Source organism: Gimesia aquarii, assembly GCF_007748175.1.
Classification (GTDB): domain Bacteria; phylum Planctomycetota; class Planctomycetia; order Planctomycetales; family Planctomycetaceae; genus Gimesia; species Gimesia aquarii_A.
This window is the reverse complement of sequence record NZ_CP037422.1, coordinates 5,348,776-5,365,937: the sequence shown is the minus strand read 5'-3', so window position 1 is coordinate 5,365,937 and position 17,162 is coordinate 5,348,776. Positions and strand designations below refer to the sequence as shown.

Sequence of the window (17,162 nt, the reverse complement as noted above, 5' to 3'; positions counted from 1 at the left end):
TGTCCTCTTATGTACATCTTATTTTTTCGTGTAGGTATGCCCCAGATCATTCGTGCGGATTGCTTTCAGCTTTTTCGCAAGTCGTTTCTTAAATTCAGCGACTTTGGACTGATGCTCGGGTTTTTCTGCTAGATTTGTGAATTGCTGCGGATCATGTTGCATGTCGTATAATTCCACACCCTCGGAAGCATCTTCTTTATATTGAATGAAGGCCCAGCGGTCATCGCGAAGGAGGAAACCTCGATTCCCTTTATTTCGCGGATCCACACTAAAGGCAGCATCTCTCACACTCACACTAGGATCGTCCAGCATGCCAGAAAGATCTTGACCTTGAATTCCGTTTGGAATTTTTAAGCCGCACAAGCTTGTGATCGTCGGATACAAATCAAGCAACTCGGTGAGAGAATGACAGACGGCCGGTTTCTTGCCAGGCACACTGATAATCAACGGAACCGCCGCCGACTCTTCATGCAAGCTGACCTTGGCCCAGAAATCATGTTCGCCCAGGTGATAGCCATGATCGCTGGTAAAGATCACAATCGTCTTGTCCTCAATCCCCGCACGTTTTAAAGCATCCAGCAATTTTCCGACCTGTGCGTCCATGTAAGCCACCGAAGCCAGATAACCACCAACCGCTTTTTTCTGCCGGCGGAGATCCATCTTCATGTTCACACTGGTTTTGTAATTAATGCCGAACTTTGGAATATCATCCCAGTCCCCTTTCACCTTTTTGGGAAGAATATGCTTTCCATAAGGCAGGAACGGAGGATAGTAAGATTTAGGAGCGACAAACGGCACGTGCGGTCTGACAAAACCTACGCCCAGAAAAAACGGTTTCTCTTTGTGTGTCTCTATCAGCTCCACCGCTTTTTGTGCTGTCTTGCCGTCGGAGTGCACAAGATCATCCCCGTCCGCTTCCACAACGACAAATGTATTTCCCCCAACGGCAGGTTTCTTTCCATCGGGATTGTTTTCCAAAGTCTCGCCGTTTCCAGGCGCTTTCCATTCCGGTCCCTGGCTATTAAAGCGTTCGGTCCACGACGCAGGATCATCAGTGCCATTGCTTCCTTTTTCAATATCTCCGGGTACTCCCATATGATAAATCTTGCTCACCCGCGCGGTGTAATACCCATTGTTCTTGAAGTGTTGTGACCAGGTAGGCCGGTCACCAATATAGGAACGCGGACTCACATAACCAAAGGCCAATGAAGCATGTGGATAATAGCCCGACATAAACGAAGCCCGGGAGGGTCCGCAGTAGGTGGCCTGACAATAAGCGCGAGTAAAACGTGTTCCTTTCGCAGCAATTTTATCAATGTTGGGAGTGTGACAGACTTTGTTGCCATAACAGGAAAGCGCGGTCGCTGTCAGGTCATCGGAAATGATAAACAACACATTATATTGATTTTCCGCCGCGTTTCCTTTCTCTGAGAACTGAGGTAAACCCAGGAACAACGATATCAGCATCATTACACAAGAAAGTCTCATCTGATTCCCGATCAAAAGCAAAAAGTGAACAGCTGAAGTTCAGCCTGTGGATTCTCCATTCCATTCTATGGAGCAACAACACCTTCAGCAACTCAATCTTTAAAAGCTTTGAAATCAACTCTCCCTGAAGCTTCAAAATAGAATCGGAGGCAAACAAGAAAAGAGAAAACAAATGAAATCTACACCTGTGTCATAGATTCAATTTTCATCAGGGGATGGAATCACATCGACAAAAGAGACTCCTACGCGCAGTTCATCGAAGTCAGTTGAGTATTGACTGACTATTTTGACACGCTCGATTCTCAGATCCGGCGTCATTAATCGCAAGTCCACATCTCCCAGATCAGGAATTTGGTTGAGAGGAGGATTCAACCACATGGCAACTTCTTCAGCACCGGGACGAAAGAGAATCCGGGCCACAATCAGGACAACCTGCCCTGAAAGCACGTCACTCGAAGTCGTATTATATTCGGTTCCATTGACTTGTCCCGCGGCAGCCCAGTTTCCTCTGGGAGCCGAAGCCAACTTTCCGATTCGCAGGCTCGATTCTTCGTTTCCAAAATCGATATAAGCGTAGCGCCCCTCACCTGCATTATCATAGGATTGCGCCATGAAACTGAGCCAGACCGTTTCTCCGTCGGCTCCAAAACCCTTTTCGTCGGATAATGCATAAGGGACCTGTTGCAGATCAATGTGACGTACCGTCACAGATTCTGCAGGCCCCCCCGAACGAAATTGGCCACCTTCTGTTAAGAGCATATTCCCATATTGATCAGAAAATCCGAGAGAACCAAACAACCGCATATCATTACCACCCGAAGTCTGTCGTTTCGGGTCATGAATAATGGCAGCGTACTTGGGCCCCTTGTCGATCCAGGGTCCGGACCATCCCTGCCCTCCATTCAAACCGGTGGCACCTTTGGATTCCTTTTCATCCAGAAGTGCTTCTGAATAATCAAATCCTTCATATAAAAAAGGTTGAGCCGCGATGCGCGCCATCAGAAACGTTTTTTTAGCATAATCAGACTGCTGAAAAAGCGTTTCAAACGCTTTGTCTTCGTCATAGGGAAGTTGAAAATCTTTGATAAACAAAACAGCCAGGTTAATAGTGGAAACGATTCCTATTCCGATCATCAGGAACCAACGCCAAGTCAGAAGTGTATCTCGTTTTCTCCTTCGTGTTTGCTTTTGTGGTGTCGTCTGACGGGATTTGACTTCGATTTCAGATTCAGAAGGTAGAACCAATGGTTCTTTTTGCTGAGACTGCATCTCTTTGATTTGGGCTTCACCAATGGATCGGACCTGGAACCGCTGTCTAAGATAAGAATGCAGAAACACACGACGAAAGGCCTGATCGGCGTTGTCGCTGTCTGACTTAATCCACTGCTCTAACTTTTGCGCTTCTTCCAGCGAAAGATCTTCACCGTCCAGATATGCGTCAATATTTTCGAGAGCTGTGACTTCTTTAAGTTCGTTAGTTTCCGACATTCGCTTCACCGGCGGCTCGTTTTTGAACGCAATCCATTAAGCTGGTACGAATACGGGAGAGAGTCACCCGTACTGAGCCAGTTGATGTTCCTAACTCACTGGCAATTTCTTTAGGCTTCAAATCATCTGTATAACGCAGCCCTAACAAACGCCGGGATCGATCAGTCAATTGATCAAGACAGTATTCCAAGAGATCCCGTTCTTCTGACATCAAGCGTTGGACACGAGAGCAGGCATCAGCGAGTGCATCCATGGCCTCACCCATGAACAATACTCGATCGCGGCGTTTCCCTCGGTAGTAGTCGGCAATTTTGAGCTTTGCAATCCACAAAGCCCAAGGCAAAAAAGGGCGAGAACTGTCATACTCATCATAACGTAATGCGACTTCTGCTGCGACCTCTTGCAGTAAGTCCTCTGCATCATTGAACTGTGGAGTTGATGCCACCACAAATGCCATCAATGAAGGTTGAACTTTGACCCAGTTGCGTGCCAAATCTGCTCGGCTGCGTGCAGAATCGACTTGAAGTGTTGTTGTTTGTGTCGCATTCATCGGACTAGTGCGTCTCTTCTATTTGCTGATTATTGAATGAGTTCCGAAGTTTCGTTATGACATAACTAAACGAATAGCTAATAAAAATCATGTCTGATTTAATTTGCAAACTTTAATACATCGCGTCAGTAATCTCAATATTTTATATTCTAGTAGAATCTGTTAAGAGTTGATGAAGATCACTAAGAAGTTTTATTCATTAACGCAAAAAGATGGCAATACGCAGGAATTTCGTTTTTTTTGAAAATAGTTGTTAACGTTTTGGGCATTTCTGCGATATACAGTTAAGCGCAAGAGTCCGACTTTTCAAAACAGCTGAAATCGGCCACTTATCGACAAAAATGAGGCTCTGTTTTTGAATTATGAATTTCTCGTGAATACAAAAGAAAAATTGTTCACGTTGTCATGATTAACATCCCGCTTTAGCCATCCTTAACATGGCCAAAGACGTCTCTCTAGTTCTTCTGCTTTGCCTTCTACTTCTCTCCAATTTAGAAAGAACTTCATAGAAATCGCGCGCAGAGAGTTTCATTCAAGCTGCATCGTTATAAAAAAATTGCTGGCAACTCAAACAGAATAGTTCCCAGCGATAGTCGTGTTGATTTCGCACGCCCGCTACTTCTACGAATACAAGACGTTTCTTCGAAGCCTTTTGAGTTTCCGTTTTCCGACTTGAATCGACGGATTTTGGTTTCACACTCACACTGCTTTTTTTCTCTTCCGGCGGTTCAGCAAATAGAACAAAAGCAAAACAGAACATGCCAGCCAAAGTCATCGCCGAACAAAAAGCCGTTGGTAGAGTGAAACGCATTGGATTGCTCCTGAAGTTCTCATACTTAAAACCCACCTTGAGCATTAAGCTTGCTGACCATTAAAAAATCTAACCATAAACCTGATTTCATCAGGCTTTACCTATCTGGAAAGGCAACGGAAATACCTCCCACTTCTCGTATGAAAAACCATCCTAATAGCTCAGACACACCGAAACCTGACAACATCATCCTGTTTTATGTTATTGAGATGATCTGCATCCAAATTGATGGAAAGCCCGATATATCACTGCATAATTTGCTGTTCGCTAATTAAAAGACTCGCGGAGATTTCTGTTAATTGCGGAATCACGCTTGAGCCGATTGAGTCTCTTTTGTTATAAACAAACGTTGATACGTATTTCGACCTTCTCAAAAGGCGATTCCAAATCGGCTTAGTGCTGTCGTGTCTGACAAGAAAGGGAAGCGATGCTGTCATTCAAAAGCTCAAACATACAGCGACATCAGGCCTGCTCTCGTCGTACCTTTCTTCAAGCAGGAGTGCTGGGACTCACGGGATTCACACTGGCAGACTTGTTGCGGGCTGAAGAACAGGCAGGAGTTCGCGCCTCTTCCAAGGCCATCATCAATGTCCATCTGGATGGTGGCCCTCCGCATATGGATATGATCGATTTGAAACCGGAGGCCCCTGCGGAGATTCGTGGGGAATTCCAACCGATTGCTACGAATGTGTCGGGGCTGAAGCTCTGTGAGATGTTGCCGCGGATAGCAGCGAATGCAAATCAGTTTGCCTTCATTCGATCCCTGGTAGGATCTGCTGGTGTGCACGATGCCTTTCAGTGCCAGTCCGGCTTTCGTAAAAAAGACATGCTCTCGGTGGGGGGTCGCCCTGCACTGGGTTCCGTGATTTCCAAACTCAAAGGCTCACCTCAAGATCGCGCCCCTTCCTTTGTTGATATCATGCAGGGTCGAGGTTTAGTCCGAAATAGTGCGCGTCCCGGTTTTTTAGGCCCCGCACATCAGCCCTTTCGCCCCGATATCTCAGAGTTATTCAAACGTGAGCTGGAAAAAGGGATGCAAGGTGAACTCAAACGACTGGGGACAGACCATCAAGTCAGTTTGAAACTGAATCCTTCGCTCAGCATCCAACGTCTGGAAAACCGTACAACGTTACTTTCCGAATTAGATTCCATTCGGCGTCAGGTTGATGCAAGCGGCATGATGGATGCGATGGATCGTTTTTCTCAACAAGCGGTGAGCATTCTGACATCGGGTCGAATGGCTGACGCGATGGACTTTTCCAAAGAAGATCCCGCCAGCTTAGCGCGCTATACTCCCCTGTCTCGCAAAGCTGATCCCCGTTTTTATACAACGGAAGGACCAGACGCGGTGAAAAAATTTCTATTAGCCCGCCGGCTCATTGAAGCGGGTGTTCGTTGCGTGAGTATTTCCATCAGTGATTTTGATACTCATAGCAGCAACTTTGATCGCCTGCGACAAATATTGCCGATTGTCGATCATGGTCTCACGACTCTGGTAACAGACCTCGAAGAACGCGGGATGCTGGATGATGTCACAATCGTTGCCTGGGGAGAATTTGGGCGGACACCTCGCATCAATTCCAAAAAGGGAGGCCGCGATCATTGGCCACGTGTTGGCCCTGCTATTCTCGCCGGTGGAGGCATGCAGACAGGACAGGTCATCGGCAAAACAGACCGCACCGCCAGTGCAGTGATTCAACGCCCCGTCGATTATAAAGATGTCTTCGCCACGCTGTACCATAACCTGGGAATTGATCCACATGCCGTCACCCTCATCGATCCACGTGGCCGACCGCAATACCTGCTCGATGAAGGTCAGCGTCTGATGGAACTTGCGTGAGATGTGAATTACACATCCACTGCAGCAAACAACTTGTTTCACGCTTTTACTGCCGGTATGATCGCTATCTGTGTTTGAAACTAACGAACTGCACTTAAACCACATCCCAACGGCTTCCCAACAGGAGAGACTCTACCGTGAAACATAGCATCACTACCTTGTTCTGCTTTTCTCTGACTCTGCTTTGCATTCCAAATGCCGGCCATTCAGAAGACCTCCCACATTACAAGCCTCTCTTCAATGGCAAAGATCTCACCGGCTGGGTGAATGTTAACACCGACAAAGATACCTGGTTCGTTCGCGATGGCATATTGATCTGCACTGGACACCCCATCGGTGTGATGCGAACTGAGAAACAGTACGAAAACTTTCTGCTCCATGTGGAATGGCGCCATATGGAAGCGGGTGGAAATTCAGGCGTGTTTGCCTGGAGTGAAGGCACCGTCCCCGAAGGCAAACGCTTGCCCAAAGGTATGGAAATTCAAATGCTGGAACTGGAGTGGGTCAATCTCCACAAGAAAAAAGATGGAACCCTCCCTCCGATTGCCTATGTTCACGGAGAACTCTTTGGAGCCAATGGTTTGACGACAATCCCCGATAACCCACGTGGCACGCGCAGTAAGTCCATCGAAAATCGCTGCAAAGGAAAAGGGCAATGGAACGTTTATGATGTCGTCTGTGTCGACGGTGTTGTGAAACTTTCTGTCAATGGGAAATTTGTGAATGGCGTCCGAAATGCTTCTGTTAAGAAAGGATACCTCTGTCTGGAATCTGAAGGGGCAGAAATCCAGTTCCGCAGTATCCAGATCATGGAACTGCCGCCCGGCGTCACAAGCAAAGCACAAACAGCGCCACTTCTGAAATAGTTCGTTTCTACAAATACTGGAAATACAAACGGCCGTATTGAAGTAAGATACTTTTGTCTACAAACAGCTAAATACAGATAATTTTCTTGAGTCTCAATTCGAATCCTGATACCCTTTAAATAAGAGAAATTAACTTAAAAGTTAAACAAACTAAAACTATTAACCGTATCTTCATCATAAATAAATCTCTTCATGTTTGCTCACTTGAGCAATGGAGTGGGGAGTATTGATAAGAGCTTATATATCGAAAGGTTTAATCTATAGACTAATATCAAATTCAGGAGAACGACCATGCGTAGAAACCGAATGCGTCTCGCTCGAGGCTTTACGTTGATTGAGTTGTTGGTAGTCATTGCAATCATTGCGATTCTTATTGCCCTCCTTTTACCAGCAGTTCAACAGGCACGTGAAGCAGCTCGCCGTTCCACATGTCAAAACAATTTAAAGCAAATTGCTTTGGCACTTCATAATTATCATGACTTACATGGTACTTTTCCTCCTGGAGAATTAACGTCCTCTTTTGATGGTGGACTCGGTGCTAATGATCGCACCTATGCGTTTGCTACTGAAGGAACGCTCATTAATGGATCAGGGCGCCATGGAACAAGCTGGATGTTCCATATCCTACCTCAGATCGAGCAGGCACAGATTTACGACTTATGGAATTTCCAACGTAATGTCTATGGGAACGGAGTCCTGTTACTACCGACAGATACCTTCACTCCGCTTTTCACTCCAACTCAGACAAATATCCCTGCATATTACTGCCCCTCTCGACGCAGTGATATGAATTTAACCCAGTTTAGTAATCTGCAAAGGGTGAATGTTAATTTCACCAAAGGCGGAAATGACTATGTCGGTTGTATCGGCTCAGGTCTTGCTTTCAACAATTTGTCTTTAGGTATCCCTGGAGCAACCTGGGCTGTCACACCAGCTCAAAATCTTAATGAACCCATTCAGCCAACGGCTCTCGGCCCTCCCGGTATCATGAGAACGCCGCATCCATTTGACATTGGAGTTTTCTCTGTGAATAGCAGTACCAGAATGGGTGACATTAAAGATGGTACATCCAATGTAATCATTGTCGGTGAAGCACAACGTCTGACAATTCCTGGCACATTGGATAACTTGAGAAGCCGCGATGGTTGGGCCTGGGGAGGAGCCGCTACGCTCTTCAGTACACGAGAAGGGCCTAATAAAGCACTCAGTATCGCAGGTCCCGGAAGTGATCATGATGGGATTGCACAATTTGCGTTTGCCGATGGTGGAGTTCGTGCGATCTCAGAAAATATCGATGGTTTCATATTTGCTAACTTGGGCAACATGTCGAATGGAATTCCCGTAGGGGAATAATTTGCTGGACGTTGTTTGGAAATGAATCTTTGAGAAACCGAAGCGTCTCTCATTTTCATTCCGTTTCGAAGATGATGCAAAGTAAGACTTTAGCGCTAGAATTTTCTCACATGCGAATCAATCAAGCGACTTTTAGCTTGTGCTGAATAAGGAATGTTATCTGACAGGAAGTTTTTTACTCTAACATAACCAGTGGGCCAAAAAATGGTGATTCGATTTTTATGCAAATGTGGTAAAAACTTGAAAGCGCCCGATGAGTACATAGGCAAAAAAGTCTCCTGCTCAAAATGTGGCCATATTTCAAGAGTTCCTGACAAAGAAAAAGTGCTTGCAGCGAAAGAAAAAAGCAAACTCTCTTCAGCAAGCTATGTTCAGCTTCCCCCGCTCTCGGAAGTACACAAACCTGAGGAACATGATTCTGAGGATACTTCTCCTAAAAAACCGGAAGCGCCTGCGTCTAGTAATATTGCAAATCAATTACTGCGTCATACGAATTCGTCCAAAGCGGACAAAACAGATTCTTTTGACTCAGGAAAACCCAAACCTGAAGAATCAAAACAAAAGAAAAAAACGGGAATCAAAAAATGGTTGGATGAGAATCAATATGCAAAAGAAGTCGGCAAACATTATGCAAAAATGATTCTTCCCGGCGCGGCAGTAGTGATTTTGGTCTGTTATGGATTATATTCTTTAATGTCTGCGATGGTCAAAACCGTTGATCATCCACCTCTGGAGATTGTGAGCGGGACTGTTACCCTTGATGGTCAACCACTTCCACGTGCCGAGGTTACTTTTGTTCCCCAGGACACATGGAAAGAAGATAAAAAACCAGCACAATCAGTAGGCATCACAGATGAACAAGGAAAATTCTCGCTCAATTATTTAAAAGATCTCAAGGGAGCGGCAGTCGGAAATCATATCGTTCGAATCGTCTCTTATGAAAAACAAGTCCCAGCGATTTACAATGTAAAGTCTGTGCTCACATATGAAGTAAAAGATAAAAATAAAGACGTAGAGTTTAAACTGATCTCCAAATAACAGGCATCTACTCATTCCTTGAACGGCAAAAATAACAAGTGTGCCTCGTTTTCAGGTATGCGAAGTGGGCCTTTTATTAACTAAACTCTTAAATTCAAAAGGGTTTACGAGAAATAGACTTGCTTGACCCTGCTATTTGTAACTCATAAAATAGCCTTAGTGTAAAGAAAAGGCTCTCCTATCATCACCCACCTAATAGGAAAGCCATCAGAGTGCCCTCCAACATACCCTGCCTGAGACTGTGTGATGAGAAATAGGATTGTTCGAAAGAATCGACGCTGCTTTCAGTTCAGAGTTCGTACGTTTTGCCTTTTCTCAACTCTTTGCTTTTTGAGTTTCCACAGTACTGCTGAGTTAATTGAAGCGAAACCTCTTACGGGTGAGCAGATCTATCGCAAGATGTGTATTCAATGCCACGCCGCCAATGGCCAAGGCGTTGACGATAAGGCAAACCCCTTGCAAGGTCATAAAAGTCTGGCTGAGTTGAGCATGCTCATTCATGAAACGATGCCGGAAGAAGATCCGGAGACCTGCCAGGGTGAAGAGGCAAAACGCGTGGCAGAGTATGTGTTCAAGCGGTTTTATACAAAAGATTCTCAGTCAGCCAAGCAAAGCGCGCGCGTTCAACTTTCGCGTTTGACCGTGCGACAGTACCTGTATACCACTGCCGACTTAATTGCGAATTTTCTGGGTCACGCCAGAACGACAAATCAAAAGCGCGGTTTAAATGCAGAATACTATGACAGTCGCAGCTTACGTCGCGACAAACGGATTCTCCAACGAATTGATCCCGTCGTGGACTTTCAGTTTGAGAATAAAAAGCCCGTTGAAAAAGTCACAAACGCCGAAGAGTTCTCTATCAAGTGGGAGGGTTCGGTCCTCGCAGAAGAAACCGGCGACTATGAGTTCATTCTGAAAACTGAAAATGGAGCCCGCTTATGGGTGAATCAGGCAGAGCCCATTATTGATGAATGGGTCAGTTCTCGGGGACGGGCCAAAGAGCATAAAGCCACCATCCGTTTGTTGGCAGGCAAGCCTTACACGCTCCGATTGCATCTGTTCAAATATAAAGACAAATCGGCATCGGTTGTGCTCGAATGGAAACCTCCTCGCAAAGCACAGGAAGTGATTCCGCAACGGAACCTGGTTCCTCAGCAAGTACCGGGAACGTTTATCAGTTCGACCGTCTTTCCGCCAGATGACAGCGTGTCCGGGTACGAACGAGGTATCGCGGTTTCCAAATCCTGGGACGAAGCAACAACCACGGCAGCCGTCGAGATCATGACCAAGGTCATCAAACATCTCGACCGGATGGCACGCACAAAACAGAATGACAAAAATCGTAAAGAAAAAGTCAGGCAGTTTTGCCATCGCTTCGCAGAGCTAGCATTTCGTCGTCCTTTAACTGACGACCAAAAAACATTTTTTGTCGATCAACACTTCAAACAGCAAACTGCGATCGAAACATCAGTCAAACGCGCTATCCTGTTGATCTTGAAATCACCACGATTCCTTTATACAGACCGCGAGTTTGAATCGGTAGACAATTTTGCAGTCGCGTCCCGGCTCTCATATGGTTTGTGGGATTCAATGCCAGACACACAACTCTATAAGGCCGCCAAAGCGGGAAAATTGAAGACCTCGGCTCAAGTCGCCCAACAGGCAGAACGGATGCTCAAAGATCCGCGTGCACAGTCCAAGCTCCGTTATTTCTTTCATCACTGGTTACAGTTAGATGAAAAGGAAGAACTATCAAAAGACAAAGCACTCTTTCCGGAATTTGATGCGCTGACGGTCTCCGATCTCCGGACCTCACTCGATCTGTTCCTCGATGATGTGGTCTGGAAAGGCTCTTCTGATTATCGGCAATTGCTCCTGTCTGACTATGTCTATCTTAATGACCGATTGGCCAAAGTTTATAATGTGAAACTTCCGGAAGGAAAAGATTTTCAAAAAGTTTCGCTGGATAAAGACAAGCGGGCCGGTGTGGTCACACACCCTTATCTCATGGCTAACTTTGCTTATCACAATTTAAGCTCGCCCATCCACCGTGGCGTTTTTGTGACACGTCATCTGTTGGGAAGAACATTAAAACCACCACCACAGGCCACGGAATTCAAAGATGCAGATTTCAAGCCGGGTATGACCACACGCGAAAAAGTAGCGTTGATCACCAAGCCTGCGGCCTGTATGTCGTGCCATAGCATCATCAACCCGCTTGGTTTTAGCTTGGAGCACTTTGATGCCATTGGCCGATATAGAGAAAAGGAATCTCAAAAATCGATTGATGCCAAATCGGAATTAATTTCCGTCACTGGTGAAACGATTCAATTTAATGGAGCCCGAGATCTCGCTGAACATATTGCCAAAGACCGACACGCCCACGCAGCATTTGTCGATCAGTTATTTCATCAGGCTGTGAAACAGCCCATTAATGCCTATGGCGAAAAGATTCGTGAAAAATTAACCACGCAATTTGAAAAGTCTGACTATAATATTCAACAACTGCTGATCGAAATTATGAAGGTTGCCGCCTTACATCAACCTCAGTCCTGAGAAAGAGAGATTCGATGACATTCCAATCCCGCCGCGCATTTTTAAAAGAACTCGGACTTTCCACGGCTGTGCTACCGCTGGTAACCCATTTACCGAGTCTCGGCTTTGCCGCTGATGCGAGCATTCGCAAGCAGCGATTGATCGTGATGTTCAGCCCCAATGGAATCGTCCCCAAAACCTATTGGCCCGATGAAGTGGGAGAAAAATTTGAACTCAAAGAGATCATGCAGCCGCTCAAGGCATATCAGAATCAAATGCTGGTCATTAAAGGTGTGGCCGACCGTGTCAGAGGAGACGGCGACAGTCATATGCGCGGCATGAGCTGCCTCTTGACGGGAATTGAATTATTACCCGGTAATATTCAAGGCGGTTCACACACTCCCGCTGGTTGGGCCAGTGGGCATTCAATTGATCAGGAAATCAAACGCTTTCTGCAGAGCCAACCGGAAACACGCACCCGATTCGGTTCATTGGAATTCGGTGTCAATGTTCCTGATCGCGCTGATCCCTGGACTCGGATGGTCTACGCAGGTTCTAATAAACCGATCGCCCCCATTGACGATCCCTATCAGATGTTTGAAAAAATCTATGGTCAGATGAAAGACCGCAAAAGTCTGGCAAGCATTCTGGATGATGTGCGCGAAGACTTGAAAAAAGTCCGAACAAAATTAAGTCGCGAGGATCGTGAGCTCCTGGAAGAACATGAATCTTATGTTCGTCAAATGGAACAGGAACTGAAAGCCAATAAAAACCAGAAACTGGCAGTTGAAGTTCCTGTGCAAGAAGTCGGAATCAAAAATGACAACGACAACATGCCCATCACCAGTAAGATGCAGATCGATCTGATGGTCAACAGTCTGGCAAACGACATGGCGCGCGTTGCGACACTGCAATATACCAATTCAGTCGGTCAGGCGCGAATGAAGTGGCTCGGTATTGATGATGGACATCACTCATTATCTCACAAGCCTGATAAAGACCAGGAATCACAGGACAAACTCACGAAAATCAATAAGTGGTTCTGTGAACAACTCGCTTATCTGGTCGAAAAACTGGATAAAACTCCCGAACCAAATGGCGAAGGATCTTTGCTGGACAACACGCTGGTGGTCTGGACGAATGAGTTAGGCAAAGGCAACTCGCATACCTTGAATGACGTTCCCCTTGTACTCGTTGGTAAAGGTCTGGACTTCAAAATGGGACGCTCACTCCAATTCAAAAACGTTCCCCACAATCGACTGCTAATGTCCTTCGCCCACGGCATGGGACACCGTATCAAAACATTCGGTAATTCGAACTTCTGCGGCGATGGAATTTTGTCCGAACTGACTTAACTTTCATGCTTCCATTGAGAACACCGAATCAAAATTTTGTAAATTTCATTTTGGTTCGGTGGCATTCATTGCCTTTGATCCATACGATAACAAGTCCAAATCACTTCAAATGACCAAAGGACTAGTAACATGGATCACATCACACGCCCCCAGGAAGCTGACGAATACTATTTCGAAGAAGGTTGCTACATCCTGGAAATGTCGCACCCCGACGTTGATCCGGAAGTTTCGATTGCACGGGCACGTGTCGAACCAGGAAGAAAGACCCGTTTCCATCGACTCAAAGGCACGTTTGAACGTTACATTATGCTCTCCGGAACCGGGTTAGTCGAAGTCGGCGACTACGAACCGACCGAAGTTCATCCGGGAGACGTCGTACGCATTCCGCCAGATACAGACCAGCGGATCACCAACATCGGAGAGGACGATCTGGTCTTCATCGTAGTCTGCAACCCCCACTTCCTGAAGTCGATCTACATCGATTCCGAAGATTTACGATAGCGGATGAATTCTTAAATCTATTAACCACGAAATACACGAAAAAACACGAACATCTTTCGTTTCCAAGAAGCTCATTCAAATCGCACTGATCGTGCCACGCTCAATAATAATTAGCCACTTGAATTCTCAATTTTTTGTGAGTTTCGTGTATTTCGTGGTAGAACTGATTCCTATTTATTAACCACAAACCAGGAAAGTACGAGTGGCCAATCCCCTCTGAAATTGGCTCTTATTTAACCCCATCTTTTTAATTAATAACTCTAATTATTTCGGTATCTTTCTTCCCAGAGAGCGGCTATATTCAAGATATAGTGAAATTTTTCCAACCTCAAAGTTAGCTGATATTCAACAAGGATCTCCTCACATGAAACCGGCTTTCGCGACCCTCCTGCTCTCCTGCCTGATGTTTTTACTTCCCTCTCAATTAGAGGCAGAACTCAAAGTCGGTGCCACGATTATTGACGTGACACCCACCAAATTCCCTGTACTGGTTAATGGCAGCATGGTTAGTCGGAGTGTGAAAAAAGTCAAAACCAAAGTCAACGCCCGGGCGATTGTTGTCGCCGATGGCGAGGATCGGCTGGCGATTGTCGTCGTCGATAGCTGTATGCTGCCCCGCCCTTTACTGGATGAAGTCAAAACGCTGGCAGCGCAACGAACCAAAATCCGAGCCGACCATATGCTGATCTCAGCTACGCATACGCATACGGCTCCTTCCAGTCTGGCGTGTCTGGGAACCAGCGCGGATCCCGACTATGTCCCCTACCTCAGAGGGAAACTTGTTGATGCGATTGCCAAAGCTGAAGCCAATCTGGAACCGGCACAAGTTGGTTGGGGCTTAGGTAAAGCGCCAGAGTACACTGCATTACGTCGTTGGATCAAACGCCCTGATCGAATCAGCAACGACCCGTTTGGAAACCCCACAGTCCGGGCGAACATGCATGCTGGCAGGAAATGGGAAGATGTTACCGGTGAATCAGGGCCCGAAGATCCCGACCTTTCTATCATTTCTTTTCAGGCCAGAGATGGTCGACCGATTGCATTACTCGCCAATTTCTCAATGCATTATTTTGGTGACCGGGATTTGAGTGCTGACTATTTCGGTCTGTACTGTAATGGTTTACAAACTCAACTTGGAAAAGATGTTGGTGAAGATGCTCCTCCTTTTGTTGCTATTATGTCACACGGTTGTAGTGGTGATATTTATCGCCGTGACTACACGAAACCGACAGAGCAATGGGCCGTAACCGATGATATCAATGAGTATGCAGCAGGACTGATTAAAATCACGACCGATGTTTACAAGAAGATTCAGTATCGAAAAGACGCTGATGTTGAGATGGCAGAGCAACGGATGCAACTGAATTATCGCGTTCCCAATCAACAGCTTCTGGAATGGGCACAAAAAGTGGTCAAGAAGACTGGTGATCGTCTCCCCAAAACCACAGAAGAAGTTTACGCCAGGGAGCAAATCATTCTGCACGAACGGCAGTCGACAGAAGTCGTCACGCAGGCACTACGGATTGGCGACATTGCCATTACCACCACTCCCAATGAAACCTATGCACTCACTGGTTTAAAATTGAAATTGCAAAGCCCCTTGGCTAATACAATGGTCATTGAACTGGCCAATGGCGGTGATGGCTATATTCCTCCTCCGGAACAACACCTGTTGGGGGGGTATAATACCTGGGCCGCGCGTTCCGCTGGTCTGGAAGTCTTAGCCGAACCGAAAATCGTCGAATCCGATCTGCAACTCTTGGAAAAAGTGTGTAATCAACGCCGACGGTTCTATCGGCAAAGCCAGGGCTCCGCGGTCAAAGCAATCTTAGCTGCAAAACCAGTTGCTTACTGGCGACTCGATGAATTCAATGGTCCCCGTGCAAGAGACACGTCCGGCAATCAACGTGACGCGTTCTATGAACCGGCGATCGCCTACTTTTTGGAAGGCCCCCATTCGAAATCCTTCTGTGGAGGAGATGAAACAAATCGCGCTGTCCATTTTGCCGGTAATCGATTACAGGCGCGGATCAACGATTTAAAGGACCACTATACCATATCACTTTGGATCTGGAACGGGATGCCCCTCGATGCACGCGAAATCAGCGGATGGATGTTCTCACAAGGTCCCAATCATGGACTTGCCGCTTATGGAGATTTTTTAGGAGTGGGAGGCACACAACACCCGGGTAAGCTGCTTTATATGAATGGAGCAGATCGTAAACTGCATGCAGGTAAAACCGCGATTGAACGCTGGACCTGGAATCATGTGGCTTTGGTGCGCGATGGAAAAATGGTACGAGTTTATCTCAATGGAAATGGCAAACCGGAAATAGAAATGGAATCTGCCCCTGGAACAGAAGGAGTTGTCCTGGAGCAGCTCTTCTTTGGCGGTCGAACCGACAATCAATCCAACTGGGAAGGACGTCTGGACGAAATCGCTGTTTTTGATCGTGTATTGACGGCTGAAGAATTGAAGTCTCTCTCAAAATAAAGATCATTTCGTAATTCATCATTAGAGAAATCCTCTGAGCCCGACAGCATGATCTGTCGGGCTTTTTTATTGTTTGTGAGCTAAACGCGCTCAGAATCGTCACGTAATGTTACAGAATCAAACACGAGAATAATTCCCCATCAGCAAAATCGATCACACTTTGTCATAGACTTGTTTTTTAATAAACAGCATGCATTCATAGGATTAACTCCTGTTAATTTCTATTTTTTTGAGATTTATCAAAAAAGCCCATCATGACATGCTGCAATTGGGAATTATTAATAATGGCTTAAGCGGCATGGCAATTTATCGTGAGTAGAGTCTTGACTCCTGAAGAAACCGAAAAATTCGTAACGCTCTTAACATCTTCGCAGGATGTGCTGTATCGGTACGTACTTACGTTGATGTCGGGACAGCACAATCGTGCGAAAGACGTACTACAGGAGGCAAATTTGGTTCTGTGGCGTAAGTCATCGACTTTCAAGTTCGGTACAGATTTTGAAGCCTGGGCGAAACGGATCGCCCATTTTTGCGTCCTTTCCGAAATTCGGGACCGAAACCGAAAACCGGTACTTTTTGGTGGGGAACTGATCGAAAAACTAGTCTCAGAATATGACGCTGAGACCGCTTGTGTAGATGAAAGAAATGAACGCTTGAAAGAGTGCATTAAAAAACTACCAGCCAATCATCGAACGATGGTTCGTAAGCGCTACTACGAAGACCTGTCCGTGTCTTCGATCGCAAAGTTGAATGGACGGTCGGCAGAAACAATATCCTCATTACTTTATCGAATTCGTCTGGCACTGATGGACTGTGTACGTCGCACAGCAAATAGTTAGTTTT

13 protein-coding genes are annotated in these 17,162 nt (G+C 46.0%); 9 read left to right on the top strand and 4 right to left on the bottom strand.

What is annotated here, in order from left to right; translation table 11 throughout:
- Positions 1-18: 18 nt before the first annotated feature.
- The 4 genes from V202x_RS20415 to V202x_RS20400 all read right to left on the bottom strand — a co-directional run bounded on the left by V202x_RS20415 (position 19) and on the right by V202x_RS20400 (position 4,337).
- Complete coding sequence (locus tag V202x_RS20415; RefSeq protein ID WP_145180693.1) at positions 19-1,467, bottom strand: sulfatase; 1,449 nt, start codon at positions 1,465-1,467, stop codon at positions 19-21.
- A 219-nt stretch (positions 1,468-1,686) separates the two neighbouring features.
- Positions 1,687-2,976: a hypothetical protein gene (locus tag V202x_RS20410; protein ID WP_145178710.1), complete on the bottom strand. Its 1,290-nt coding sequence runs from the start codon at positions 2,974-2,976 to the stop codon at positions 1,687-1,689.
- A complete protein-coding gene (locus V202x_RS20405) occupies positions 2,963-3,526 on the bottom strand; it encodes a sigma-70 family RNA polymerase sigma factor (protein ID WP_145178709.1) in 564 nt (187 codons plus the stop codon). The genes V202x_RS20410 and V202x_RS20405 overlap by 14 nt, the downstream gene beginning before the upstream one ends.
- 532 nt (positions 3,527-4,058) lie before the next feature.
- On the bottom strand, positions 4,059-4,337 hold the full coding sequence (locus tag V202x_RS20400; protein WP_145178708.1) for a hypothetical protein: 279 nt from the start codon (positions 4,335-4,337) through the stop codon (positions 4,059-4,061).
- A gap of 427 nt (positions 4,338-4,764) precedes the next feature.
- Between V202x_RS20400 and V202x_RS20395 the strand changes: the two genes are divergently transcribed.
- The 9 genes from V202x_RS20395 to V202x_RS20355 all read left to right on the top strand — a co-directional run bounded on the left by V202x_RS20395 (position 4,765) and on the right by V202x_RS20355 (position 17,158).
- Positions 4,765-6,177, top strand: a complete 1,413-nt coding sequence (locus V202x_RS20395; protein ID WP_145178707.1) for a DUF1501 domain-containing protein — start codon at positions 4,765-4,767, stop codon at positions 6,175-6,177.
- Positions 6,178-6,350: 173 nt separating this feature from the next.
- Positions 6,351-7,043, top strand: coding sequence for a DUF1080 domain-containing protein (locus V202x_RS20390; RefSeq protein ID WP_409996686.1), 693 nt, complete (start codon positions 6,351-6,353; stop codon positions 7,041-7,043).
- A 291-nt stretch (positions 7,044-7,334) separates the two neighbouring features.
- A complete protein-coding gene (locus V202x_RS20385; RefSeq protein ID WP_145178705.1) occupies positions 7,335-8,396 on the top strand; it encodes a DUF1559 domain-containing protein in 1,062 nt (353 codons plus the stop codon).
- Between the two features lie 204 nt (positions 8,397-8,600).
- Positions 8,601-9,434, top strand: a complete 834-nt coding sequence (locus tag V202x_RS20380) for a DUF6795 domain-containing protein (protein WP_145178704.1) — start codon at positions 8,601-8,603, stop codon at positions 9,432-9,434.
- Positions 9,435-9,680: 246 nt separating this feature from the next.
- Entirely contained in the window at positions 9,681-11,990 is a 2,310-nt protein-coding gene (locus V202x_RS20375; protein WP_145178703.1) for a DUF1592 domain-containing protein, read from the top strand.
- 14 nt (positions 11,991-12,004) lie between these two features.
- Positions 12,005-13,324, top strand: a complete 1,320-nt coding sequence (locus tag V202x_RS20370) for a DUF1552 domain-containing protein (RefSeq protein ID WP_145178702.1) — start codon at positions 12,005-12,007, stop codon at positions 13,322-13,324.
- Positions 13,325-13,453: 129 nt separating this feature from the next.
- Entirely contained in the window at positions 13,454-13,825 is a 372-nt protein-coding gene (locus V202x_RS20365) for a cupin domain-containing protein (RefSeq protein WP_144985622.1), read from the top strand.
- 364 nt (positions 13,826-14,189) lie between these two features.
- On the top strand, positions 14,190-16,319 hold the full coding sequence (locus V202x_RS20360) for a LamG-like jellyroll fold domain-containing protein (RefSeq protein WP_145178701.1): 2,130 nt from the start codon (positions 14,190-14,192) through the stop codon (positions 16,317-16,319).
- A gap of 311 nt (positions 16,320-16,630) precedes the next feature.
- Positions 16,631-17,158, top strand: coding sequence for a sigma-70 family RNA polymerase sigma factor (locus V202x_RS20355; RefSeq protein ID WP_197992998.1), 528 nt, complete (start codon positions 16,631-16,633; stop codon positions 17,156-17,158).
- Positions 17,159-17,162: the final 4 nt, after the last annotated feature.